This window comes from Eudoraea sp. (assembly GCF_039969275.1).
Lineage (GTDB): Bacteria > Bacteroidota > Bacteroidia > Flavobacteriales > Flavobacteriaceae > Eudoraea.
This window is the reverse complement of record NZ_JBDVOC010000003.1, coordinates 98,814-125,111: the sequence shown is the minus strand read 5'-3', so window position 1 is coordinate 125,111 and position 26,298 is coordinate 98,814. Positions and strand designations below refer to the sequence as shown.

Below are 26,298 nucleotides of genomic sequence, written 5' to 3'. Positions count from 1 at the left end.
CAACAAGTCAAAGGTAAAAAAAAATTTGAGTTACCTTAAATTTCAAAATACATCAATCAAAATATGCATTCGTATATTATCTTTGTTGATATAAAAACTACACTATTATGAGCTTCCGAATTGAAAAAGACACCATGGGTGAGGTAAAGGTCCCATCCGATAAATACTGGGGTGCGCAAACTGAACGATCACGTAATAATTTTAAAATTGGTCCTCCGGCTTCTATGCCATTAGATGTGATTCTGGGATTTGCCTATTTGAAGAAGGCCGCGGCATATACAAATTGTGAATTAGGGGTTTTATCAATAGAAAAAAGAGATCTTATTGCCCAAGTTTGTGATGAAATACTCGCAGGAGATCACAATAACCAATTTCCTCTTGTTATATGGCAAACCGGTTCCGGTACACAAAGCAATATGAATGTAAATGAAGTTATTGCCAATAGAGCACATGAATTGGCTGGTAAAGTGATTGGTGAAGGAGAGAAAACAATTCAACCAAATGATGATGTTAACAAATCGCAGTCATCAAATGATACATTTCCGACGGGAATGCATATTGCAATTTATAAAAAGATTGTTGAGGTTACTATTCCCGGATTAAGACAATTACGCAATACCCTCAATGAAAAAGCAGAGCTATTTAGCAATGTGGTTAAAATTGGTCGCACGCACTTAATGGATGCGACTCCTTTAACACTTGGACAGGAATTTTCGGGTTATGTTTCTCAAATAGATCACGGGATAAGGGCACTAGAAAATACTTTAGACCATTTAAGTGAATTGGCATTAGGCGGCACTGCAGTGGGTACCGGATTAAACACGCCTAAAGGCTACGACGTTTTAGTAGCCAAATATATTTCTGAATTTACCGGACTTAAGTTTAAAACAGCTCCTAATAAGTTTGAAGCCCTTGCATCACATGATGCGTTGGTTGAAAGCCATGGCGCATTAAAACAATTAGCTGTTTCCCTGAATAAAATTGCTAATGATATAAGAATGATGGCATCAGGTCCAAGATCCGGAATTGGTGAGATCATAATTCCTGCCAATGAACCGGGAAGTTCTATAATGCCAGGTAAGGTTAACCCAACCCAATGTGAAGCGCTTACCATGGTTTGCGCACAAGTTATGGGCAATGATGTTGCAGTCACTATAGGAGGTACGCAGGGACATTATGAGTTAAATGTTTTTAAACCCTTAATGGCCGCTAATGTTTTGCAATCTGCTCAGCTTTTAGGAGATGCTGCAATTAGTTTTGATATAAATTGTGCGGTAGGCATAGAACCTAATCACGAGGTCATAAAAGAATTATTGAACAATTCATTAATGCTGGTAACAGCATTAAATACAAAAATTGGATATTACAAAGCTGCAGAAATAGCTAATACAGCACATAAAAATGGGACAACCTTAAAGGAAGAAGCTGTTAATCTGGGATATGTCACCAAAGAAGAATATGATGAGTGGGTTAAACCTGAGGAGATGGTAGGTGGTCTAAAATAGAATTCTCGTTCCAAACTTGGGTGATTGAATTTATAATTATCATAGGAAGACATATGCAGTAACTCCTGAGGATTTGCCTTCAACACCAGCTATTTGTATTGAATACAGAATTATTTCAATAAAAAAGGGCCAACCTAAAGATTGACCCTTTTTTATTAATGGATAGTGTTTATTACTTCAATATGAACTTAGATGTTCCTAGTAATTTAAGTTTGTCATCATAAACATTTACCATGTAATTTCCTTTTTGGAAATCACCAGATGGTTTGTTTATAAAATCACATACATCCAAATCATTATTTTCGTAGTAGAAATCGGTTTCCTTGCTATAAGATACAGAGGCACCGTCTTCACTAGATTTAGACATTCCTCCTCCTAATACATTACCTTGAGGATCTAAAACCTCAACAAGGAATTGTCTATCTCCTGCTTCGGCTATTACGTTATCAGCAACAGTAAAACAGATTTTAAATTTGTCCGTACTTTTAGCTCTGGAAGTAGATACTAATTTACCATTATTACGCTCTCTTACAGCATCAACTGTAAAAGAAGATAAATTTAAAGCGGAACCTTTTTCAACAGCATCGGCCAACTGAGTATTTTGCACTACCAATGAATCGTTAAACACAGTTTGTTTTTCCAATTCAACAAAAGTACTGTCTCTTTGCATTGCTATAAAAGTATTAGACTTGGTCAAAGAATCTACCTGACGCAGTAATTGCTCTCTTTCTTCCTTAAGAACGCTAACCTGTCTTCTGTATCTTGAAAGGGAAGCAATATCAGATTTCATAGTCTTAACAGAGTCAATATACTTTGCAATTCTATCCCTAGCAGATACCAATTCTTCATTTGTAGCATTGCTTTCCAAGATTGCTTTGTCATATTCAGACTTCAAGCTATTCAAATCTTCCACTACAAGATCCTTTTCCTGAGTAAGAGCTACTGCGGTCTTTTTCTTATCCTGATAAAGACTAACAGTGTAAATTATAGTACCTAATAGGACTACAGCTAATAAACCAGCTATTACTTTTAATCCGTTGTTACTTTTTGTTTCAGTCATGATGTAAATGTTAATTAAGCTTTTTTACTTTTTAAAAGTGTTTGTTTGTATAAGTCTATATACGGTATAGATTTGCTTTTAGATTTTTCTTTTAAAAAAATAATTAAATAATTTTAACAAGTATAACCTTATATTAACTTTAGTTATCCTAAAATTAGAATCCCAATAATGTCTTTGAAAATAATCCCTTTTAGACCGAGCCTTGCCAAATACTTCAGAGATCTGAATTTATCTTGGCTTGAGAAGCACTTTTATGTTGAACCTAAAGATGCTGAATTACTGGAAAATTGCAAAAGTAGCATCATTGACGAAGGTGGATATATTTTTTTTGCGGAGATAGACTCAGAAATTGTGGGCTGTTATTCGTTGATTAGGTTAGACAATTCCATATATGAACTAGGTAAAATGGCTGTTGATGGGGCTTATCAAGGGCAAAAAATTGGACAGAAACTTATGGCGCATGGAATTGCTTTTGCCCAAAGTCAAAATTGGAAAGAATTACTTCTGTATTCAAATACTATCCTGGAACCTGCCATTTATATCTATAAAAAGTTTGGATTTAGGGAAGTAGTAATGGAAAAGGATACTCCTTATGAAAGAAGCAATATAAAAATGCAGCTTGTTTTATAATAACCAATTATTGAATATCTTTAATTTAAACACAGCGATATTAACTTAAGTCCTTATCATGAAGAACGTCATAATTCCCATTATAGTTATTTGCACTTTATTTATAACCGGATGTAAAGAAAAGTCAAAAACAGGACCCAATCTTAATTCAGAACCTCAATATGGTGAACAAGTACCGCCGCCGCCTGAACCTCAATCCGAAATTAAAATAATTCCTGTTGAACACGCCACCACAGTCCTTGAGTGGGGAGATGTTACCATTTATGTAGACCCAGTTGGGGGGGCTGAGGTATTTAAAAACCAAAGGCAACCCGATTTAATTCTGATCACAGACGTACATGGAGATCATTTAAACGTGGAAACACTAGAGGAATTAAATACATCCAATGCAAAGATTATGGTTCCACAGGCCGTAGCAGATAAAATCCCATCAAAGTTTACACCTCAGTTAGATGTTTTAAATAATGGAGATTCAAAAGAACGATTTGGTATTACCGTTGAAGCCATCCCTATGTATAATTTGAGGGAAGAAGCTAAGGCATTTCACGAAAAAGGAAGGGGAAATGGCTATATTTTGAATCTTGACAGTCAACGTCTTTATTTCTCTGGAGATACAGAAGACATCCCTGAAATGCGCTCATTAAAAAAAATAGACAAGGCGTTTATTTGTATGAACCTGCCTTATACTATGACCGAAGAAAGCGCCGCAGATGCCGTACTTGAATTTAAACCACAAGAAGTTTATCCTTATCATTATCGAGGCAGACCGGATGTGAGTGATGTAAATAAATTTAAAGAATTGGTAAATAAGGGCAATCCAGAAATCAGTGTGATACAGCTGGACTGGTATCCCAATGATGATTTTTAAAAAAGTGCGCTAAAAAAACAGTGCGATTTTACCGGATTAACTTCTTGTATTTTATTCTTTTAGGCATAATATCTGCACCTAAACGTTTCTTTTTATTTTCTTCGTACTCTGTGAAAGAACCTTCGAAGAAATATACTTGTGAATCCCCTTCAAAGGAGAGAATATGCGTACAAATACGATCCAAAAACCAACGATCGTGAGAAATTACAACGGCACAGCCGGCAAAATTCTCCAATCCTTCCTCCAATGCACGTAGCGTGTTTACATCAAGGTCATTTGTAGGCTCATCCAATAATAAAACATTGCCTTCCTCTTTTAAAGTCATTGCAAGATGTAATCGATTGCGCTCACCTCCGGAGAGCATATTTACTTTTTTATTCTGCTCACTCCCGGAAAAATTAAACCGGCTTAAATACGCTCTGGAATTAACCTGTCTTCCTCCCATCATTACCAATTCCTGACTGTCGCTAAAGTTTTCCCAGATAGACTTATCTTTCTGAATATTTGAATGACTTTGATCTACATAGGCTATTTTGGCCGTCTCACCCACAATAAATTCACCTTTGTCTGGAGCTATCTCACCCATGATCATTTTAAAAATAGTAGTTTTACCAGCACCATTAGGTCCTATTACTCCAACTATTCCAGCCTGTGGTAATTTAAAATTTAAATCTTCGTAAAGTAATTTATCCCCAAAAGCTTTACTTACATTTTTAGCTTCAATAACATTGGTTCCCAACCGGGGTCCATTTGGAATATAGATCTCCAACTTTTCATCAAGTTGTTTTTGATCCTGACTTAACAATTTATCATAATTTTTGAGTCGGGCTTTTTGCTTAGCCTGCCTGCCCTTAGCACCCTGGCGTACCCAATCTAATTCCCGTTCGAGCGTTTTCTGACGTTTAGAAGCCTGTTTACTTTCTTGTGCAAGACGTTTGGATTTTTGATCCAGCCAGCTACTGTAATTTCCCTTCCATGGAATACCTTCTCCCCTATCTAACTCCAGAATCCAGCCCGCAACATTATCCAGGAAATAACGGTCATGAGTTACCGCAATAACAGTTCCTTTATACTGTGCCAGATGGTGTTCCAACCAATGAACAGATTCAGCATCCAAATGGTTAGTTGGCTCATCGAGCAATAATATTTCCGGTTCCTGTAAAAGCAGCCTGCACAAGGCCACCCGCCTTCTCTCACCGCCCGAGAGCACAGAAATTTTCATATCTGCTTCAGGAGTCCTCAGAGCATCCATAGCAATTTCAAGTTTGGTGTCTAGTTCCCAGGCGTTTGAAGCGTCAATTTTATCCTGCAGATCGGCTTGCTTGTCCATTAATTTCTGCATTTTATCCGCATCTTCATATACTTCAGGCAGCCCAAACATGTCATTAATCTTATTGTATTCATCGAGGATGGCAACAGTTTCTGAGACGCCCTCCTTAACGATTTCCAGTACTGTCTTATTTTCATCAAGTAAGGGTTCTTGTTCCAAATAGCCAACCTTATAACCCGGCGAAAACACCACATCTCCCTGATAATTCTTGTCTGCACCAGCTATTATCCTCAATAAGGTAGACTTCCCCGAACCATTAAGGCCGAGTATTCCTATTTTGGCCCCATAAAAGAAGCTCAAATAAATATTTTTAAGAACCGGAGTATTGGCATTTTTGTAGGTTTTAGTAACCCCGGACATAGAGAAAATTACCTTCTTATCGTCAGCCATAAACTTAATATGTTTTTTGAATAATAAAAATAAATCAAGAAGTCATAAACCTATTGATAAATAAAGAAATATATGGGGTGTAAAAGGGTTCAAACCCTCCCTTTTAATGCATTAAATACCCACGCTATGGCAAAGAAACCAATTCCTACGGAGGCAAACCCCCATCCGGCCACATCATCGTAACGAAATGCGCCAAGGGCAATTAATCCGAAGCCGACAAAAATCATTATAAAAGTAGCCCAGGCAAGGACTGTATTCTTGTTCATTCCCATGTTAGTTAGTTTAGTTGGACTTCAAATATCGGAAATTTTATAAGAATTTTTCAAAGTAAATGCTTAAACTTTTATTCTTCAAAGGGAAAGACAACCCCTGTTTGTTTCCTAATTTCATCCATAATTCTGATTAAATCAGAGGTATGTTTCAAGGACCAGGAGTCACTTTCTATCTTACCATTCCTTAAACATTGATGAACTTCTTCTATTTCATACTCATAGCCTTTTCCTCTGGTAGGTAATTGAACTCTTTCTACTTTATCGTTTTTCTCAACAGAATACTCCTGTGCTTCGTGCCATCGAGGGGCTAAATACAGAGTTCCCTCAGAACCGGAAATCTCTGCCTTCATTTCTGAATTAGAGGTAAGTCCGCTGTACAATATGGCCTGAGCATTTGAATACTCAAAAATCATAGAGGTTTGGATATCTACTCCGGTTTTATAAATTTTAGAAGAAGCCAGTATTTTTTCAGGATACCCTAAAATAAGATATGCTAAAAAAATAGGATAAATCCCAATATCCAATAGGGATCCCCCGGCCAATGAAGGATTTAGAAGTCTGCCATTTTCATCCCTGTCAAGAGCATAAAAAGCAAAATCTGCATTTAAATATCCTATGTTGCCAATAATACCCCCGTCAACCAATTCTTTTACTTTTTTAATTGCAGGGTTAAACCTGCTCCATAAAGCTTCCATCAAAAAAACCTTATTTTTTCTGGCGGAAGCAATCATTCTTTCCACCTCTCCACTATTTATTCCCATAGGTTTTTCGCAAAGTACATTTCGCCCTGCGTTCATGGCCATAATACTCAATTCTGCATGAGAAGTATGTGGTGTGGCAATGTAAACTACGTCTACCTCGGAACAATTAAATAATTCCTGATAGCTCCCAAACGCATATTTGGCATTGTTTAATTCACCAAATCGACTGGCTTTTTGTATATCTCTCGAGGCAACCGCAGTAAGCACACCATCAGGTACCAGTTTTAAATCATCCACAAATTTTTGAGCTATATTGCCCAATCCCACTATTCCCCAACGAATTTTTTCTTTCATATCTTACTGTTGAATTTTGTTAAAGTTAATCAATATTACTCCTTATCTTTAACCCTGTTAAAGAAATTGAATATAGAGAATGGATATCAACTTCAATAAGAACGAAGATCGAAATAAATTACTTGTAACCGAGCTAAAGAAAAGGCTTACCAAGGTAAAATTAGGTGGCGGTAAAAGCCGCATTGAAAAGCAGCATGAATTAGGGAAAATGTCTGCAAGAGAGCGCATAGATTACTTATTGGATGACAAAAGTAATTCGATAGAAATTGGCGTATTTGCGGGAGATAATATGTATGAGGAACATGGCGGTTGCCCATCAGGAGGTGTTGTAGTCAAAATAGGTTATGTTAAGAGTAAACAATGTATTGTTGTTGCAAATGATGCTACAGTAAAAGCTGGTGCCTGGTTCCCGATTACGGCCAAAAAGAATCTTAGAGCTCAGGAAATTGCTATAGAAAATCGAATTCCAATTATTTATTTGGTAGATAGTGCAGGGGTTTATCTCCCGATGCAAGATGAAATTTTTCCCGACAAGGAGCATTTTGGACGCATTTTTAGAAACAATGCGATAATGAGCAGTATGGGCATAGTACAAATAGCTGCTATTATGGGGAGTTGTGTAGCAGGGGGTGCATATTTACCTATAATGAGTGATGAAGCTCTGATTGTGGATAAGACCGGTAGTATATTTTTAGCTGGCAGCTATTTGGTTAAAGCGGCCATAGGGGAGGAAATTGATAATGAAACTCTCGGCGGAGCTGTAACGCACAGTGAAATAAGCGGGGTAACCGATTATAAGGCAAAAGATGATAAAGATGCCCTTGATACAATTAAAAACCTGATTGATAAGATAGGGATTCCCAATACCGCAGGATTTAATAAAATTAAGTCTATAAAACCTGCGGAAAAACAGGAAGAAATTTATGGAATTTTACCTGGATCCAGGACAGAGCAATACGATATGCTTGAAATAATTAAGCGTCTTGTAGACCACTCGGAGTTTCAACAATACAAAGAAGGGTTTGGTAAAACAATCCTGACTGGTTATGCGCGCATTGATGGCTGGGCAGTGGGTATTGTGGCAAATCAACGAAAAGTTGTAAAGACAAAGAAAGGCGAAATGCGATTTGGAGGAGTTATTTATTCTGATTCTGCAGATAAAGCCACTAGATTTATTGCAAATTGTAATCAGAAAAAAATACCTCTTGTTTTCCTTCAGGACGTGACAGGGTTTATGGTGGGTAGCAAAAGTGAACACGGGGGTATTATAAAAGACGGGGCTAAAATGGTAAATGCGGTAAGTAATTCCGTTGTGCCAAAATTTACCGTGATTATTGGCAATAGTTATGGAGCCGGAAATTATGCCATGTGTGGAAAAGCCTATGATCCCAGGCTTATTGTTGCCTGGCCCAGTGCCGAGCTTGCTGTAATGAGTGGGAATTCTGCGGCAAAAGTATTGCTGCAGATAGAAAAGGCCTCTTTAAAAAAGAAAGGAGAAAAAATAACTCCTGAAAAAGAAGCCCAACTCTTTGATGAAATTAAGAAAAGATATGACAGACAAATATCCCCATATTACGCGGCAGCACATTTATGGACAGATGCTATTATAGATCCATTAGAAACACGCAAATGGATTTCCATGGGTATAGAAGCGGCAAACCATGCCCCTATAGAAAAAGCATTTAATATGGGTGTTTTACAAGTTTAGTTACCTAAATGTTTGGTTATTCTGGGTATCAGTAATAAGTCTGTTTGCCGTCCATTCACATACCGAAAACCTTCTTCCCCATAGAAACCTGCTTCTTCCAGCATGATCCGAATATCCCTATTCCATTCCGGAATGTTAATAGTAGTATTCAATTCAATCGCATAAACTGTATTAGGATTAAGGGGATAATTCTCTCCGTCGTCTTTCATAACACCTCCCTGGGAATCCCACATCCCAATAGTTGTTCCTGCAGAATGACCATAGGATCCTAATGGATGTGTATAAATGGCAGGTTTAAGTCCGGCCTCTTTGGCCTGATTTAAGGCGATTCTTAATATTTCATTCCCTGTACGGCCTCTTATCATGTTCTTTGTAAGATAGTCCTGTACGCTGTTCCCATCTTTCAATCCTTCCCTTAAAAAAATAGGTGCTTCCTTTTCTCCTGGTTTCAAAACATAGGCCAATTCCTGACAATCCGTATTTAATCTTAAATAGGTAATCCCAAAATCACAGTGTAATAGATCACCCGGTACAATCACCATTTGGTCTGGTCTCCCAGAAAAAGAATAGAGATGCCCAACCAATTCCTCATTTGTTCTTTGAACATCCACTGTTGGATGGAACCAGGTCTCAAGACCCAGATCTGTAACTTTTTGCCTCATCCACCATTCCACCTCGGTTGTTGTTGTTATCCCGGGGGTAATCACTTTTTCGGAAAATGCCTCTTCAATAATATTATGAGTTATGGAGACCAACTGATTGTAAATTACCATTTCCCTTTCAGTTCTTGTCTCAATCCATCTAACACCAAGTTGTTCAGCAGAAACTACTCTTGAAGCATATTTCTTTGGTAAGTACTGTAAGAATTCCTCATAATCTGTCTTATCAAGACCATCTGCAATATTATGATCCTTTGAATAATTCAACCCTATTTTTTTTGGATTCCGTTCTTCTATCAATTGAACTAATCGTTGCCATTGATCAGGTTCTTTTTCTTTGTCCCATGCCGATGAGATGTTTTTTCCCACATTATATCGGGCTACGGCCAGTTTTTCGATTGTGTTCCCGGTTTTATCTCTATAAAATAATAGAATGGTTCTCCTTCTGGCATTTAGCCATGTAGAGGGCAGCATGGTTTTTAATACCGGATCTTCATTGTATTCCCGGGAAATAAGGATCCACATGTCCAAATCTGATTGGTCCATAAGTTCAGGTAGTAGTACATCAAACCGTTCATTTAAAATTTCATCAATTACTTGTGCCCGTTCTTCTTCAGATAAAATTTGTTGGCAGAATAACTGATAACTAAGTGAAAATAATAGGAGTGTTAGGAAACTTTTCATAAAATGCGTAGACCTCATTAATTTATAATTGGTTTTAATTTTAAAATACGTATTAAAATACAAATCATTTATATTCTATAGTATTACCTGCTTATCCTGATGATAACTACAATTAGGATTCTCAGATATTTGAATAATATCAGCTTTTTATCAAAGACAAACTTTTTTCCCTGATAATCTTACCATTCGTTGTATTTATAAAAGCTGTGACGTAAAATATTTCTTTTGGCAACTCAAATTTCTCCAAATCAGCTTTGGAAATTATTTCCCTAAGTCCTTCTATTTTTTCACCTTCAACAACTAAAATTAACTTCTGTCCCAACTTTAAGTCTGGTAAAGCACTGACAAAAAATCTTGACGGGATTAACAAAGACAGTTTTTGTTCAATTTGTTCAGGAATTAATTTGATACCCCCCGAATTAATAACGTTATCAAATCGTCCCTTCCATAGGAATTCCTTTTCCGAAATCAATTCTACAATATCATTAGTGATTACAGGGTCATCGCTAATATTTGGGGCGTTTATTACCAGACATTTTCTGTCATCCTGAGAAATAGCTATGTCCGGTAATATTTCAAAAGCTTCATGATCTGACTCGGGCCCGTATTGACTCAATGGCCTGACAGCAACATGAGTAACGGTCTCAGTCATCCCATAAGTTTCAAAAATCTTTGTATTGCTATCGGCAATCAATTTCATTAATTGGGAAGAAACAGGAGCTCCCCCAACTATGACGGTCTGAATCTGATTTAATTTATTTATGGAAGATTCCAATTGAAGAGGTACCATAGCGCAAAATTTATAGGACTTATTTATTCCATCCAGAGGTCTTGAAGTGGGAGCCACAAAATCTAGCTCTAAACCAAGAACCATTGCCCTAACGAGCATCATCTTCCCAGCAATGTAGCCAGTAGATAGGCATAGTAAAACCCTATCGCCGGCTACTAACCCAAAATAATCGCCGGTAACCTTGGCAGAGTTTACCATATGCTGTTTTTTCAATGGTATACCAAGAGGAAGGCCTGTAGAGCCCGATGTTCGTATTGTAAGCTCAGAATCGGCTGACAACCAATCTAATAGAAAGTCTCCTATTTCTTGTTCAAAATCTGCTCCTTCCTTTATTAAACTATAGGCAACCTCTTTTAACTCCTCATTCGAATAGCCATGGCCATTAAGTTTAAATTGTTCATGTATTTTTACTGGCATCTACTTAATTATCAGGTTGTTCATCTAATTCTCTAGGGGGTAAAACTTTGCCGGTTAGACGTTCTTCCCAATTGGTCCAGCCGTACTTTTTTGATAAAATAAGAAGCATAATAGGATAGACAATAAAAACAGGCGCAAAAACTTCCCAACCTATCTCAGGCTCAGAAATATCCTTATATATAGAATTCGTTTGGAAAGCGGTCCATTCTGCGGTAACCAAAAGTGCAGCCGTTAAATTATTTGCAGCATGAAATCCCAGGGCCAATTCCAAACCTTCATCCATAAGGGTTAGAATACCTAAAAACAGGCCAGTACCAATATAAAAAACCATTACCCCATATCCGATTTTAGCTACTTCCGGATTAAATATATGTAACAACCCAAAAATTAGGGAAGTACCAAGCAGCGCCGCCCATCTGTTTTTTGTAGCAATACCCAGTCCTTGCATTAAATAACCACGAATAAAATACTCTTCAAAACTGGTTTGAATGGGGATAAGAATAAGGGCGATCAAGAGTAACACCAAAAATGGACCCGGCTGAAAATTATATACATAGTCATCTGGAGATAAAAAGATATCCAACCCTATGAACACCCCTGAAATAATGGCCCATAAGAAAAATGTAAAAGCTATCCTTTTCCAGTCCATTTTTTTCCTTGAAGTACCTAAGGAAAGGAAGCTTTGCTGATGTAGATATTTTACAGTAAGATATAGCGCCAAAAAGCCAACTACAAACGTCAGCAACGCAAGAAAGAAAAATAAATTTGATCCCAACAAATTGGAAATACCGGCTATGTCCGTCGGGTAATCTCCTGATTCGATTGCTTTTGCAAATAGAACTAATACCAGAGGACCTGAGCCAATAAATTGCCAACCAATGAAAATAATTAGTACTCCCACCGCATACCTCCAAAATTCATGCAATCCTTTATAAGCTTGTTCTATATACATAATTTCTTTATTAAATTCTGATCCCAGTTTAAATTGTTGTTGATGTATAATTTTCCTTTTTGTATTTCAAGTGGGCTTTTAAAATTATTGGTAAATAAAGTCCCGGTACCTAATCCCTGGGCCATTTTGTTATTAAGCGTATACGTCCACTGTGCAATGGCGTTAAGGCCAATATTACTTTCCAATGCGCTGGTAATCCACCAGCCGATGTTCAATTTTGAGGCTATATCGATCCATTCCTTGCAAGCCTTGAACCCACCCAGAAGACTTGGTTTTAAAATTATATAGTGTGGCATAATGGTTTGTAGCAAAGTTTCCTTTTCCGTTACGGTATGATGACCAATTAATTCTTCATCAAGAGCTATTGGCAGTGGTGAATTTTCACAAAGATGCTTCATTTCCATGGGAAATCCTTGTTTAACAGGCTGTTCAATAGAATGTATATCGCAGGCTGCTAATTTAATGAGATTATTCAAAGCCTCATCCACATTAAAAGCCCCATTGGCATCTACCCGAAGTTCTATTTCTTCTTTGCCATACTTCTTTCTCAGGGAAGTCAATAACGATAATTCCGTATTAAAATCAATTGCCCCTATTTTAATTTTAATACAACTGAATCCCGATTGTATTTTTTCAGTTATTTGATTCTGCATGAATTCTTCATCGCCCATCCAAATTAAGCCGTTAATATCAATGGCTGTTTTAGATTTTGTAAAGGAGGAAGGAAAAAGCACAAAAGGGTTTTCAGATGCCAGAGAAGTGAAAGCCTGTTCAACTCCAAACCTGATACTTGGATATTCCTCTAAATCTTCTAAAAGTCTTTCTTTACCTAAATGAATATGTGAGCAGGTCCAGGAAAGTTTGTCTTCAAATTCAGGTACATCATCAATACTCAGGCCTCTGAACAATCCGCATTCTCCAATGCCAGATTTTCCTTTATCCTTAAGAACTAAAAACCAGGTTTCCTTTTGCTTTAGTATGCCCCTCGACGTACCACTTGGTCTTTTAAAATTCAAATTATATTTCCTGTAAAAAGCGTCCATATGAATTAGTGCTAAATTTAACTATATTTTCAATCTAAAAATTAGAGAATGAAGGGAAATACAAATAAAATAATATGGTTGACCGGGGCTTCCTCGGGCATTGGAGAAGCTCTTGCCTATGAATTAAGCCTTAGAGGCCATAAGCTTATCCTATCGGCCCGGAATAAAAAACAGCTCATCTCGGTTAAAGAGAGATGCAAATATCCGGAATGTGTGGCAATTTTACCTTTGGATCTTGCGGATTTCGGCACAGTGAGTAATAATGTAAAAACTGCAGTATCTATATATGGGAGAATTGATATACTAATCAACAATGCAGGAATAAGTCAGCGTTCTTTAATAATGGATACAGACTTGGAAGTATATGAAAAATTAATAAATGTAAATTATTTGGGAACTGTGGCCCTGACTAAAGAAGTCTTGCCTCATTTTATCTCAGAAAGGAGTGGGCATTTTGTTACTGTGACCAGTTTGATGGGCAAATTTGGATCTCCGTATAGGTCTGGCTATTGCGCAGCTAAACATGCCTTACACGGGTTTTTTGATGTGTTTAGGATGGAACACGAAAAGGATGGTATAGATGTAACCCTGGTATGTCCGGGTTTTGTTCAGACCAAGGTGGCCATAAATGCTTTAATCGGAGATGGGTCTTCTCAAAATAGAAACGATCAGGCCACGGAGCAAGGTATGCCCCCGGAGATATTTGCCAGAAAAATGATTCGGGCCATAGAAAAAAAGAAATATGAAGTTTATATTGGTGGTAAAGAAATTAAAGGTATTTACCTGAAACGATTCTATCCAAAGCTATTACATAAAATAGTATTGAGAAGTCAATACAGATAATTAAATTGTAATTGCCTCTCCTATTGGCAAAAGATGTAATTTTTTACCGGCTTTCGTAAATTCTTCCTGAGCTTTCTTATGGTCAATTTCTATATAACCAAAAGTATCGTAATGATATCCCAACACAGTATCACAAGAAACAAAATCTGCCGCCAGAACTGCATCTTCAAACCCCATAGTGAAATTATCTCCAATGGGTAAAATGGCCAGGTCTAATTTATGGGTTAAAGGAATTAATTTCATATCTGCGGTCAAAGCCGTATCTCCGGCAATGTAAAGTTGCTTGCCTTCAGAAGAGATAATAAAGCCCCCAGGTTGTCCTCCATATGAACCATCGGGAAAGGAAGAAGTATGTATGGCATTCGTATATTTTACTTTTCCAAAGTCAAAATTCCAGCTACCGCCGTGATTCATTGGATGTGCCTTGAACCCTTTAGCCTGATAATGCATGGCAATCTCATAATTACTGACAATTACCGAATCAGATCTTTTTGCAATGGCTTCTACATCCAGGATATGGTCCTGATGGGCATGTGTAACCAGGATATAATCAGGATTCAAATCTTCTATATCAACCTTTCCGGTTGCCTTCTCGTTTGCTGTAATGAACGGGTCGACTAAAATCTTGAATTGACCGACCTCAACTAATAAGGATGCGTGCCCTAAAAAAGTAATTTTCATGATGTGACAATTATAAGTTCAAATTTATTTAAAATTGAACCAAAAACGAACACCATCTGTAGTTTTATCAATATTTAATGTAGATTGTAGTTGATTTACCAAGCGCTTCATTAATCGAATCCCCATAGATGAATTGGCCCTCTCTTCAGATTCTTCATCAAGACCCACGCCATTATCGGTATATTCAAAGAATCCCTGGTCACCATTTTTTCTAAGGTGGATATATATTTTACCATCGTCATCATCTTCAGGAAATGCATATTTAAAAGAATTGGACACCAACTCATTTAGTATTAATCCAAAAGGGATGGCCCTGTCAATATCCAATTCAACCCCTTCCGCATCAATAGTTATATTAATGCTATGCCCACCTTTTTTGAATACCGATTGTACACTATTCACCAAACTTTCTATATAACCCTGCATTTCAATTACAGATAAGTCATCATTCTGATATAACTTCTGATGTATCAGAGCCATAGCTTTTACCCTGCTCTTACCTTCCTCAAGAGCTTCAATAGCCGCTTTACTTCTCGTATTTTTGGTTTGTAAACTCAGAAGGCTCGATACCATTTGCAGGTTGTTTTTTACTCGATGATGGATTTCTTTAAGTAAAGAGTCTTTTTCCACCAGAGAATTTTCAATTATATGCTTCTGTTCAGCAATCAGGCGTTGATTCTTTATACTTTTTAAATAAGCATAAACTAATCCCGCAAAACCCAAAAGTGTAAAAATCAAAGAAATAAAAACCAGGTTTATTTGCTCATCCTTAGCCTGCATTTCATTTCTTGCGCGTTCCATTTCCAGCTTTTGTGCATCTATCATTCGCTTGGAATTCTCAATTTCATATTTTGCAACTGTAGAAAGCTGTTGTTTTTTAAGTGAGGAGTCATTGATATTAATAGAATCGGCAATCCTTACGTTTTTCTTCAAGTAGAAACTTGCATTTTTATAATCCTCAATCTTGTCGTAATAGGCAGCCAGTAACCTATTTTTCTTAATAGTATGCTCAATCTTAATGGGAATGAGAGCCTCATTTAAAATATCCTTCGCTTTTTGAAAATTTTCTAATTGCAGGTGACAATCTGCAAGAGCTAAACTATTTTCTATCACATCTTCAGAATACTGACCAATATTATTTTCCCTTATTAAATCTATACTGTTTTCTAAATAGGGTAATGCCTCTTCAAATTGTTTTAGTTGTAAATAAGACTTTCCGATGTTACCTTCTATAATGCCTTTTAATAATTTGGCATCCTGCAATTCTTTCTCCGTCTTAACCTGGGTTACATCATTTAAATATACGTCTATATAACCCTTAGCCTTTTTAAAATTACTTAACGCAACCGAGGAAGATTTGTCCAGAAGTAAATACCGCCCTACATTATTATTGTATTCTGCAAGACCGTAGAGATCACCATTATCAATGGTCTTTTTCATATCCATGATGTAATCTTCCATGGCTTTTCTATGCAACCCCAGATTCGAATAGATATCATAAAAGGTTATATTTTCAGAGAAACCTAAATCTCTTTTCTCCTGTCTGATCTCTACCTGCTTTCCATATAGTTGTAATTGGGAATAGTTATTATCTATTAGATCTAGCATAAACCTCTTGGTCTTCAGATCGAGTTTATCTTTCACTGAATACAGGTCATTAGCTATAGCCACACTTTTGTCGTAGTCGCCCAAATCATAATAAATTTGAGACTGCATGAGCTTATAATTATTTATGGCTGTTGAGTCTCCCGACTTCTCTGCTGAGTTTAGATAAACATTAACCTCATCCAGCCAATCATATGCGGAGTTTTCATTATACCGGTGTAGTGTATTAAAAAAATAATCAAACCTATCGGTGACACTTTGCTTGTGCTTGAATACATCCAATGCATTTTCATCCAAGGAATCTAAAACCTGCGCTCCGACACTTTGAACTAAAGAAAGAAAAAATATTACTAAAATTTTACCCAGCGATTTTGCCATAACAAGCTTTGGGATATTTGCCAAATACTATTTTGATCAAATTATAATTATTAAGTTAAAATCCGTAACAACAATTTAAACTTACTATTAATTCCTATAGTGTTTAAATTTTTGTTGTAAAGTAGAATGAAACTGTTGTATATCAGAACTCTTGTTAAAAATCAAGCCTCATATCAAGATATTCTCATCCTTACTTTTATTACCAAAACACCTTAAATTTCCCTCATGTATTCCTTCTAATCATCTCGACAAAAATATCAGGTCAACTAAAAAAAGACTATACACAAAGCATAGCCTTTTAAACTGTGATATATTAATGATAAGATTTGGGTGCTGAATCAGCGCTTCAAATGTATTACCTAGAAATTTAGCATTCGGGATTTTGTTGTGTAAGTGCTTATTTATGTTGTGAAATAGCATTTTACAGTCATTATTTGCATTTCACCCGATTTTTTAGCCTTTCATGGAAACTTAAATCCAGATAGTTCAGAAATCCGGTTCAATTCAAAATGGTCATAATCAAAAAGAGCCCTGCCAACTAAGACAAGACTCTTTTACGAGAACACTATATGAAAATGAAAAAAAATTATTCGATTAATTACATAGCCAAAGTATTCCAATTCTTCAATAGAGAAAAATAATTGTTGTGAAGTAGTTCAAATGTGTTGTGATTGACCTTTTGAAGGCCATAAAGAAGATATTAAAACTCTATTCTGATAAAAGAAAATTAATAAAAACCGTTAACCCTATGAGTTCATGGCAGAAATAATGAACTCCTTAAAATCTTTCGAAATTGGGATCAGGGTATTATTTATCATAATATCCCTAGAGTTAATAGCGTCTATATGATCTACGTTTACGATATAAGATTTATGTGCTCGGTAGAATTTATTTTTGGGTAATTTCCCTAAATAATCTTTCAAGGGAGATCTTACCAGAAATTTCTTGTCTATTGTATTCACTTCCAAGTAAACATTATCTGCCTTTATAAACTGAATATCTCCAAACTGAATACGATAATAAAGGTGCTGCTTTTTGACAAAAATAGAATCTTTGAGAACAGAATTGGATACTACTCCCTCCTCATCTTCTGGATGTTCCTGTCCGCCTTCTTTGGTTGAGTAATCAAAATTTGAAAGTGCAATCTCGATAGAAGTATATAGATCCTGTTGTTCAAATGGTTTAACAAGGTAGCCATTAGGTTTCACTGTTTTAGCGTTCTCCACAGTAGCCCTATCTGAGTTGGAAGTGACAAAAATGAAGGGAATATTATAGTTCTCTCTTATATGCTTCCCTAAATCAATTCCTGTTTTGTCGGATGCCAAAATGATATCAATAAGCACCAGGTCTACATGATTATTTTTTAAAACCTCTTCAGCCTGTTCGTAAACAATAACATTATCTACAATTTCATATCCTATTTCCTCCAACATAGATTGCATGTCGTCTGCAATAATCACATTATCTTCTACAATAAGAATCTTAATAGCTTGTTCCAAAGTAAGTATGGTATTTGTGGGTTATGTCTACTCAAATTTACAAAAAATAATTATACCCTATATAAAACAAGAATCCTAACAGAAAAGTACTAAGTGCCACTTTTTTTAATTCAGGATCAAAATTTCGAGGATTTTCTATTTTGTTTACTGATCTTAAATGAATAAAAAGAGGTACAAATGCGATCATACATATTCCACTTTTCCATGAATAGTAATGATTCCCTACGAAAATTAACATACTAATGAAAGCCAAAATAATCAAGGTATAATGGTAAACTTTTCCTTTAGAAAACCCTATTTTGACAATTACCGTATTCTTATTAGCTTTTTTATCCGATTCTATATCTCTTAAGTTGTTTAAATTAAGTACTGCTGTACTAAGAAATCCTATAGCAGCTGCAGGAAGTACTGCTATAGATGTTAAAAACTTTGTAAACAAAAACATAGAACCCAGAACGCTTAACAGTCCAAAAAATGAGAAAACAAAAAGGTCACCAAATCCTTTATAACCATATGCATTGCTCCCAACCGTGTATTTAATGGCAGCCCAAATACTGGCTATTCCAAGTATTACAAATAGAACCACATACTTTAAATGTTCTTCATGAAAAGCAAAGTACAAGAGCAGGAAAACCAGGAATAAATCAATAACAACAGATATACGAATACCTGTTTTTAACTCCCTTTTAGACAGTTGGCCGCTTTGATAAGCTCGCTTAGGTCCAATTCTATCTTCATTGTCAGTTCCTTTTACCCCATCTCCATAATCATTTGCAAAATTCGATGTTACCTGAAAGGCAACTGTAGTTAATAAAGCAAGAATAAAAATATGTAAATCCTTATAACCGTAAATATTCGCCAAAGCCGTACCTACTAATATGCCTGACAATGATAAGGGAAGGGTTCTTAAGCGGGCTGCATTTAGCCAAGCTCTAAATTTGATCACTAATAAGGATCTTCAATTTTTATTCGCTTTCCATCCTGATAAGAAGCCACGAATGCATCTTCGAAGCCCATTTTAACCAATTGATATCTAAAGGACCTGGCTTCTTCCAATGTTTCAAAATTTCCCAGTGAATAAGAATAAAAAGGGTTGGTTTTGACGAACATGGTATTCGTTAATGATTCTGAAGACAGGGTAAGGTTATTATCAACAAAGGATTTTACCTGAACAGAATATATTTTTTCTTTTTCTAAAAACATCTTAGCCAGATAGAATTCTTTTACTAAACTCAGCTCATCATTCTTTTGTTGAAGATTATCTATTCTGGTTTTTACAGCGTCCAAGCTATCAATTGAAACCAATAAATTTTGATTGTCATAGGTATTAGACCTGCTAAGTCCTGCAGTAAATGAAGTAATTGCAAGTGTTCCGATTAAAAAAAGTGCAGTCACACCAGCAAGAATATTTCTTTGGACTTTACTCCTTTTTAACTCTTTATTCTTAAATTTTATTTGATCTAACAAGCGTTCGTTTATAATCTGCGCTTTGTCAATGTCTTTATGTAGTTCTAATAAATCGCTTTCTTCAATAAATGGCATATGATATTTAATTTAGGGGGTCAACGGTTAAATTTAAGTAAAAAGCTTATTATCAACAAAATAAATAAGGTTAATCAGGCAAAAATAACAGATTTATGGGAAGAATTAAATACGTATTTGGTAATTGTTTAAAACTATTGAAAAATAATCCGATTCACACACTATATATCCCGTCGTCTTTTATTTCAATTTTTCGATCCCTGTAAAGGGCTCCTATTGCTTTTTTGAAAGTTTTTTTGCTCATCTGAAACATCTCCTTTATTTCCTCCGGGGCTGATTTATCATGAAGTGAAATATATCCGCCTGCCAATTCTAACTGCTCAAAGATCTGTTTAGCTGCAGGTTCGAGTGCCATATGACCAATGGGTTTTAAAACAACATCAACTTTACTGTCCTCACGAATTTTCTTTACATACCCTTTTAATGTTGCTCCAATTTGCATGGGTTGAAATACCTCACTTTTAAACACCAGTCCCTGGTATTTATTATTAATTATAACATCCCAACCTAATTCAGATTGCCTGCTTACCAATAGATCTACCTCATCCTTAGGGCTGAGCGATATATCTTCATTCTTCGCGAATTTATTCAATCTGGATGAAGCTACTAGTCTGAAAGACTTTTCATCGAGGTAACAAAAAACTACATACGATTCTCCTTCAATCATTTTCGTCTGCTGTTCCCTAAAGGGTACGAGCAAATGTTTTTCCAATCCCCAATCCAAAAAAGCCCCAAATTCGTTTACCTCGGCCACCCTAAGCCATCCAAAAGTATTCCTTTTAATTAGTGGTTTAAGTGTTGTCGCAATAGGGCGTTCTTCATGATCTAAGTAACAAAATACATTTATATCATCTCCTATATTAAACTCGTCAGGAATGTACTTTAATGGAAGTAATAAATCATCTACGTCATCGTCACCCAGAAATAATCCTACACCTGTTTCTCTTAGAATTTTTAATGTATTATAATTTCCTAATTCTATCATGAAGTCGTTCTATTCAAAAAGGTATAAAAAAAGCCGTTCATTTACAGAGCGGCTAATTTAATGTTCTAGTTATAAACAGATTCTTTTTTAAAGTGCTTTGCCAATATATAATATACTACCGCACGATGTTTGTTTCTCTCAGAAGTACCATAAGTGTTAATTACACTTTTGATACCTTCCATGAGATGAGGGCCATCTGTTAGTCCTAATTTTTTTAGTAAAAAATTTTTCCTCACGGTTTCCAGTTCAGAAACGTCTGTTCCCGACACTTTGGAAGAATCCATATTATAGATTGCAGGGCCCAGGCCAATAGCTACTTTTGTAAGCAGATCCATATCCGGGGTTTGACCAAATTTACCTTTGATATCAGCAGCGTATTGCTCAATAAGATTGTCTCTTCTACTGCTCATATTGTTAGTGTTTTATATACGATTTATTAATATTCTAAGATATGAAATCAAAATAAGTAAGCAAAATTTTATCGTTTAATAATCGAGGTGTTTTTATCTCTAAAAGCACCGGCGATTTGGAAGGTAAATAAAAAGTTGATAAGGCAGTATTTAAGGTGTTTTTGTCTGCAGCTTCCAAATGATTTATATTAAATAAAGAGCAAAGTTTTTGCAAATCTAAATCTTGCACGGTTTCAAAGTAGGTCTCAAAATTCTGAGAATTTTCCATACCTGGCAAGATTCGGAAAATGCCCCCACCGCCATTATTGATAACTATTATTCTTAAATCCTTTCGCTTATAAGAATTCCAAAGGCCATTGCTGTCATAGAAAAAACTCAGATCTCCAGTTATTAGTAAGGTAGGATTCACTGAATGAATTGACGAACCAATTGCAGTAGACGTACTTCCGTCAATGCCACTGGTTCCTCTATTACAAAATACACTAAGTGAAGGGTCTAAATCAAATAACTGCGCATATCTCACAGTTGAGCTATTTGCCAGATGTAGCTGATAGTTTTTAGGAATATCAGAACAGATAATTTGAAAAGCTAGAAAATCTGAGAATGGAATTTCATTTAAATAAGTATTCCTTCTACTCAGATAATTTTGTTTTACTTTATTCCATACACTATAGTAATTACTTTGTAGCTCAGACCTCTGCTTTAAAATGCTTTCAAAGAAATAATTTTCATTCGTTTTTATGTGCTTTGAAAGACTAAAAAATGTATCATAAGCTTTTTTATTATTTATATGCCAATGATGCTTTGGTTTATATTCTCTGAGAAATGCCTTTATCTTTTTGGAAACTATGAGGCCTCCCATTGTAATTAATAGTTCCGGCTGTAATTCCTTAAAAAGTAATTCTTTATTTTTTGATTTTTCAATTGGTGCTATTACACTATCAATACTTGGAAAAAAATTTTGATGGTGCACATTGGAAGTAACTTCTGTAAAAACAATTACTGAATCATCATTCGCAAGGGCATTTAAATAATCAGCATTAATACTTCCCGGATTATTTACGCCAATAATAAGCATTTTCTTTTCACACGAATTCCAAATTCGGGCAAGATCATCCCAATTGATCTCCTCACTGCTATTCTCCAAAATTATAGGGGCACAAAATGGGGCTAGCTTCATATCTTCCTCGGTGTCATATAATGGCTCTTCAAAAGGTATGTTTATATGCACGGGACTGTTTTGGATAATTGCCGATTTCAAAACATTGTTTAACTCAGCATCATTATAACTTTGTATTTGAGACTGCAATTCTTCTGAGATATAATCTTTTGGAAACAAGGAGCTTTTATACTTCTTTACTGTATCAGTAGCATGGGTGATATCTTGTTTTAAATTGGCCGTATAACCAATATGCTTTTCAAATAATGATTCCTGTCTTATGGTCTGACCATCACCAATATCGACTTTATAAGCAGGTCTGTCTGCAGAAATAACAATAAGAGGTATATCACTGTAAAAAGCTTCTGTCACGGCAGGGTAATAATTCAATAATGCACTTCCGGAAGTACAAATGGCTATCACCGGCTTTTGTATATGTTGTGCCATGCCTAAGGCAAAAAATGCTGCACTGCGTTCGTCTACAATACTGTAACAAGAAAAATATGGGTCATTAGTAAAACCAATGGTTAATGGGGCATTCCTTGAACCGGGAGAGATAATAACGTTCTTTATACCCCTTGATTTACAATGGAAAACAACCGATTGGGCCGAAGGAATACTAGAATATTTCATAGGCACCACAAAAATACGATGGAACAATGTGTAAATCCAATCAAATGACTTAATTAAATATCATATTTAGCATGGTTTCACTTTTATGAACTGTTTCGATCCACTCTTGTTGAGCGTTGGAACCGGACGTTATTCCACCACCAATATAAAGGAAGGCCGAATCTTCTTTTATCTGCATACATCGAAGGTTAACAAAGAGATGTGAGGTTTTGTCACTATCAATATTTAGTTCCCCTAAAAATCCGGCGTAAAATTCCCGATCATAATTCTCGTTCCTTTTGATAAATGCTTCTGCCTCAATTACAGGAAATCCGCAAATAGCTGGTGTGGGATGTAATACATGAATTATGTTTTTTAATTTCAAATCGCCAACTGTTCCCCAAATTTTAGTTTTTAGATGCCATAAATTACCAGCCTTAATAGAATTCACCTTGCCAATTGACAAATCAGGGACGTAACTCCTGAGCTGTTTAGCAATGTATTGGGTAACCATATCCTGCTCCTCCATTTCTTTTTTACCCCATGAAGGTTTATCTGTAGTTGTATTTTTTTTAGTGCCTGCAAGAGACATAGTAACCAAAGTGGAGTTTTGTTTAAGGAAAAGTAATTCGGGAGTAGCTCCTATCCAAAGACCTATTTTTGGATGATACCAGAAATAACAAAAGGCATTAGGATAACTATCAAGGACCTTACTAAATAGTTGAATGGGTGAGGAATGATTGGGTACTACTATCTTTCTTGACAGCACAACTTTCTTGAACTTATTATTCTCAATTTCATGAATCCCCTTGTTTACAATTTCTATATGGTATTTCCTCCCCTCTTCTGAGATTGCCCCAAAGTTGGGGGTATCAAATTTAAAATTCCTCATTTGAAATTCATGCGAAAAGACTTTATCCGGACGAATTAGCACTGCAGGAGCCTTCTTATTATATGGGGCGAAAACAAATCCTTTCTCAGTAAAATCACTTACTTGATGCAGAGCTGAATCATGTTGGAAAATTGAGATTACTTCATTGGTATTGGGTTTTCTATAGGCAACAACCGGTAATTCACTTTTCCACTGAGTTTCAATTATGCTAATGTGCTCTAAAAACATACTATGCTCTTGGTAGGGCAATCGTGGTTAATTTACATATTGAAATGAGATTACCTTCCATGTCCGTTATTTTAATATCCCACAATTGTGTAGTTCTGCCTTTATGGATAATTGTGGCCCTGGCATATACCTCCCCTTCACTAATGCTCCTTACATGATTTGCTGATGTTTCAATACCACGTACAAAAACTTTTTGACCGTCAAGAAATACATAAGAAGCAGCGCTGCCAACACTTTCAGCCAGAGCAACAGTCGCACCGCCATGCAGCACACCATCGGGTTGATGAACTTTTGAATTTACGGGCATTTTAGCAACCAGGAAATTTTCGCCTACATCAACAAATTCAATTTCCAAAGTTTCCATAAGGGTATTTTTACAAATATCATTGCAAACCTTTAGTATTTTCTCCTTGTATTCGTTCATAGAAATAATTTTGCGTAAAATTAAGCATTCAAATGCAACTAATAACAATTGCAATAATATGAGCAGCAAACCTTTGGAAAAATCTGTTAGTTATAACAGTAAAAACACATATGAAACATTAAATGACTTTACAGATGAAACAAAAAACGTATGGATAGTTTTTCATGGGATAGGGTATTTGAGCAAGTATTTTCTAAAATATTTTGATGAACTAAATCCTGTAGATAATTACATTATTGCCCCGCAGGCGCCTTCTAAATATTATCTGAACAGCTCGTATAAACATGTGGGTGCCAGTTGGCTAACAAAAGAAAATACTGAGACGGAAATAAATAATAATCTCAATTATCTTGATGCGATATTGAAGGTGGAAACCATGCTTTCCACCCGTAACCTTATTATATTTGGATACTCCCAAGGAGTTTCGATGGCCGCTAGATGGGTGGCTCAGCGTAAAATTGTATGTAATCAATTGGTGCTCTATGCGGGTGGTATTCCAAACGAACTAAATGAAAATGATTTTACACATTTAGGTAATAATACTCAGATAACCATAATTGTCGGTAATCAAGATGAATATCTTACAAAGGAGCGCTTATCTATTGAGAGAGAAAAAGCCCGGACCATATTTAATGGCAAGGCAAAAGAACATATTTTTAATGGAGGCCATATCATTAAAAAAGAAATTATAAATAGTTTGATTTTATGATAAAACCAATAATTCTGGAAAATGATCGGGTAAGACTCTCGCCTCTCACTCTGGATAATTATGAAAACCTACAGCCCGTTGCTGCCGAGCATAAACTCGTTCAATATTCCCCTTCTGATATAGAATCTCCCGCGGCTCTTAAGGCTTATGTTGAAATAGCCCTTGATCAACAGAAACAAAGATTCTCGCTTCCCTTTATTATCTATGATAAACAAGCCAGGGCTTTTGCAGGATGTACGAGATATATGAATATAAATCATAAAAATAAGGTATTAGAAATTGGCTCTACATGGATAGGTAAAAAATTTCAGGGTACCGGACTTAACGCACAGATGAAATATCTGCTACTTAACTATGCATTTAACTCTCTGGGGTTTGAAAAGGTTTCCTTCAGGATTGATGAACGGAATTTACCATCTCGAAAAGCGGTGGAAAAGCTGGGCGCGATTCTGGAAGGAATTCTTCGGAAGAATGTCTATTTATTAGATGGCTATAAAAGGAATACATGCTGTTACGGTATTTTAAAAAATGAATGGGAGAATTTTCATAACCCGGTTAAAACGACAAAAAAATGAAACAGTATATTTCATCAATTAGTCTTTTAGTAAAAGATTACGATGATGCAATAGAATTTTATACCAAAAAATTACATTTTTTAATAATCGAAGACACTAAGCTGGAAGAAAATAAAAGATGGGTAACAATAAGTCCCAGGGGAAATAATTCCTGCCACCTTCTTTTGGCAAAGGCTATTGGAAAGGAGCAGTTAACTGCTGTCGGGAATCAGAGTGGTGGCCGCGTTTTCTTAGTTTTATATACCGATGACTTTTGGAGGGATCATCATGAAATGAGCGAACAAGGAGTTAATTTTGTTCGTCCTCCCAGCAAAGAAGTCTATGGAAATGTAGCCGTATTTGAGGATCTCTATGGCAACTTATGGGATTTAATTGAACCAATTAAAGCGTAAT

General features: G+C 35.9%; 26 protein-coding genes. 8 read left to right on the top strand and 18 right to left on the bottom strand.

All coding sequences use genetic code 11. The features are described 5' to 3' along the window. Positions 1–107 precede the first annotated feature (107 nt). On the top strand, positions 108–1,505 hold the full coding sequence (gene fumC / locus ABJH90_RS01480) for a class II fumarate hydratase (protein ID WP_348141797.1): 1,398 nt from the start codon (positions 108–110) through the stop codon (positions 1,503–1,505). A gap of 172 nt (positions 1,506–1,677) precedes the next feature. On the opposite strand, the gene ABJH90_RS01475 is transcribed toward fumC, so the two are convergent. Beyond that, positions 1,678–2,565: a hypothetical protein gene (locus tag ABJH90_RS01475; RefSeq protein WP_348141796.1), complete on the bottom strand. Its 888-nt coding sequence runs from the start codon at positions 2,563–2,565 to the stop codon at positions 1,678–1,680. 168 nt (positions 2,566–2,733) lie between these two features. Here ABJH90_RS01475 and ABJH90_RS01470 point away from each other — a divergent pair, with 168 nt between their 5' ends. Then, on the top strand, positions 2,734–3,195 hold the full coding sequence (locus ABJH90_RS01470) for a GNAT family N-acetyltransferase (RefSeq protein WP_348141795.1): 462 nt from the start codon (positions 2,734–2,736) through the stop codon (positions 3,193–3,195). Positions 3,196–3,253: 58 nt separating this feature from the next. Further along, the gene (locus tag ABJH90_RS01465) at positions 3,254–4,063 is read left to right on the top strand and encodes an MBL fold metallo-hydrolase (protein WP_348141794.1); all 810 of its coding nucleotides are present in this window, start codon (positions 3,254–3,256) and stop codon (positions 4,061–4,063) included. 28 nt (positions 4,064–4,091) lie between these two features. Here ABJH90_RS01465 and ettA read toward each other — a convergent pair whose 3' ends face one another. The 3 genes from ettA to ABJH90_RS01450 form a co-directional block, all read right to left on the bottom strand. Then, positions 4,092–5,783, bottom strand: a complete 1,692-nt coding sequence (gene ettA / locus ABJH90_RS01460) for an energy-dependent translational throttle protein EttA (RefSeq protein ID WP_348141793.1) — start codon at positions 5,781–5,783, stop codon at positions 4,092–4,094. 89 nt (positions 5,784–5,872) lie between these two features. Continuing rightward, positions 5,873–6,055, bottom strand: coding sequence for a CAL67264 family membrane protein (locus ABJH90_RS01455; protein WP_297702568.1), 183 nt, complete (start codon positions 6,053–6,055; stop codon positions 5,873–5,875). Between the two features lie 71 nt (positions 6,056–6,126). Next, positions 6,127–7,110: a Gfo/Idh/MocA family oxidoreductase gene (locus ABJH90_RS01450; protein WP_348141792.1), complete on the bottom strand. Its 984-nt coding sequence runs from the start codon at positions 7,108–7,110 to the stop codon at positions 6,127–6,129. A 79-nt stretch (positions 7,111–7,189) separates the two neighbouring features. On the opposite strand from ABJH90_RS01450, the gene ABJH90_RS01445 reads away from it, so the two are divergent. Beyond that, entirely contained in the window at positions 7,190–8,818 is a 1,629-nt protein-coding gene (locus ABJH90_RS01445; RefSeq protein ID WP_348141791.1) for a carboxyl transferase domain-containing protein, read from the top strand. On the opposite strand, the gene ABJH90_RS01440 is transcribed toward ABJH90_RS01445, so the two are convergent. The 4 genes from ABJH90_RS01440 to ABJH90_RS01425 all read right to left on the bottom strand — a co-directional run bounded on the left by ABJH90_RS01440 (position 8,815) and on the right by ABJH90_RS01425 (position 13,363). Continuing rightward, positions 8,815–10,161, bottom strand: coding sequence for a M24 family metallopeptidase (locus tag ABJH90_RS01440; protein ID WP_348142778.1), 1,347 nt, complete (start codon positions 10,159–10,161; stop codon positions 8,815–8,817). The two genes, ABJH90_RS01445 and ABJH90_RS01440, sit on opposite strands and share 4 nt — an antisense overlap. Positions 10,162–10,300: 139 nt before the next feature. Continuing rightward, positions 10,301–11,368, bottom strand: coding sequence for an AMP-binding protein (locus tag ABJH90_RS01435; protein WP_348141790.1), 1,068 nt, complete (start codon positions 11,366–11,368; stop codon positions 10,301–10,303). A 4-nt stretch (positions 11,369–11,372) separates the two neighbouring features. Beyond that, positions 11,373–12,320, bottom strand: coding sequence for a CPBP family intramembrane glutamic endopeptidase (locus tag ABJH90_RS01430; protein ID WP_348141789.1), 948 nt, complete (start codon positions 12,318–12,320; stop codon positions 11,373–11,375). Next, the gene (locus ABJH90_RS01425; RefSeq protein ID WP_348141788.1) at positions 12,311–13,363 is read right to left on the bottom strand and encodes an o-succinylbenzoate synthase; all 1,053 of its coding nucleotides are present in this window, start codon (positions 13,361–13,363) and stop codon (positions 12,311–12,313) included. The genes ABJH90_RS01430 and ABJH90_RS01425 overlap by 10 nt, the downstream gene beginning before the upstream one ends. Positions 13,364–13,411: 48 nt before the next feature. On the opposite strand from ABJH90_RS01425, the gene ABJH90_RS01420 reads away from it, so the two are divergent. After that, a complete protein-coding gene (locus ABJH90_RS01420; RefSeq protein WP_348141787.1) occupies positions 13,412–14,206 on the top strand; it encodes an SDR family oxidoreductase in 795 nt (264 codons plus the stop codon). Here the strand turns inward: ABJH90_RS01420 and ABJH90_RS01415 are convergent, their stop codons facing one another. The 10 genes from ABJH90_RS01415 to ABJH90_RS01370 form a co-directional block, all read right to left on the bottom strand. Continuing rightward, a complete protein-coding gene (locus ABJH90_RS01415) occupies positions 14,207–14,887 on the bottom strand; it encodes a metal-dependent hydrolase (protein ID WP_348141786.1) in 681 nt (226 codons plus the stop codon). A gap of 24 nt (positions 14,888–14,911) precedes the next feature. Next, complete coding sequence (locus ABJH90_RS01410; protein ID WP_348141785.1) at positions 14,912–16,870, bottom strand: histidine kinase dimerization/phosphoacceptor domain -containing protein; 1,959 nt, start codon at positions 16,868–16,870, stop codon at positions 14,912–14,914. Positions 16,871–17,616: 746 nt separating this feature from the next. Further along, a complete protein-coding gene (locus ABJH90_RS01405; protein WP_348141784.1) occupies positions 17,617–18,369 on the bottom strand; it encodes a response regulator in 753 nt (250 codons plus the stop codon). 37 nt (positions 18,370–18,406) lie between these two features. Then, a complete protein-coding gene (gene menA / locus ABJH90_RS01400; RefSeq protein ID WP_348141783.1) occupies positions 18,407–19,315 on the bottom strand; it encodes a 1,4-dihydroxy-2-naphthoate octaprenyltransferase in 909 nt (302 codons plus the stop codon). After that, positions 19,315–19,911 (bottom strand): SPOR domain-containing protein, encoded by a 597-nt coding sequence (locus ABJH90_RS01395; RefSeq protein WP_348141782.1) that lies wholly within the window; start codon positions 19,909–19,911, stop codon positions 19,315–19,317. Before ABJH90_RS01395 ends, menA begins: the two co-directional genes overlap by 1 nt. 154 nt (positions 19,912–20,065) lie before the next feature. After that, entirely contained in the window at positions 20,066–20,896 is an 831-nt protein-coding gene (locus tag ABJH90_RS01390; protein ID WP_348141781.1) for a S1-like domain-containing RNA-binding protein, read from the bottom strand. 65 nt (positions 20,897–20,961) lie between these two features. Continuing rightward, positions 20,962–21,306, bottom strand: a complete 345-nt coding sequence (locus ABJH90_RS01385) for a DUF2853 family protein (RefSeq protein WP_348141780.1) — start codon at positions 21,304–21,306, stop codon at positions 20,962–20,964. A 34-nt stretch (positions 21,307–21,340) separates the two neighbouring features. Beyond that, entirely contained in the window at positions 21,341–23,098 is a 1,758-nt protein-coding gene (gene menD, locus ABJH90_RS01380) for a 2-succinyl-5-enolpyruvyl-6-hydroxy-3-cyclohexene-1-carboxylic-acid synthase (protein WP_348141779.1), read from the bottom strand. 49 nt (positions 23,099–23,147) lie between these two features. Then, positions 23,148–24,197, bottom strand: coding sequence for an isochorismate synthase (locus ABJH90_RS01375; protein ID WP_348141778.1), 1,050 nt, complete (start codon positions 24,195–24,197; stop codon positions 23,148–23,150). A gap of 1 nt (position 24,198) precedes the next feature. Next, positions 24,199–24,621 carry a PaaI family thioesterase gene (locus ABJH90_RS01370; RefSeq protein ID WP_348141777.1) on the bottom strand — a complete coding sequence of 141 codons (423 nt, stop codon included), beginning with the start codon at positions 24,619–24,621 and terminating at the stop codon, positions 24,199–24,201. A 58-nt stretch (positions 24,622–24,679) separates the two neighbouring features. Between ABJH90_RS01370 and ABJH90_RS01365 the strand changes: the two genes are divergently transcribed. From ABJH90_RS01365 to ABJH90_RS01355, 3 genes are read left to right on the top strand one after another with little or no spacing between them, the layout of a single operon-like run. Then, entirely contained in the window at positions 24,680–25,330 is a 651-nt protein-coding gene (locus ABJH90_RS01365; RefSeq protein ID WP_348141776.1) for an esterase, read from the top strand. Beyond that, entirely contained in the window at positions 25,327–25,905 is a 579-nt protein-coding gene (locus ABJH90_RS01360; protein WP_348141775.1) for a GNAT family protein, read from the top strand. The genes ABJH90_RS01365 and ABJH90_RS01360 overlap by 4 nt, the downstream gene beginning before the upstream one ends. Continuing rightward, positions 25,902–26,297 carry a VOC family protein gene (locus ABJH90_RS01355; protein WP_348141774.1) on the top strand — a complete coding sequence of 132 codons (396 nt, stop codon included), beginning with the start codon at positions 25,902–25,904 and terminating at the stop codon, positions 26,295–26,297. Before ABJH90_RS01360 ends, ABJH90_RS01355 begins: the two co-directional genes overlap by 4 nt. The last annotated feature ends 1 nt before the right edge of the window (position 26,298 follow it).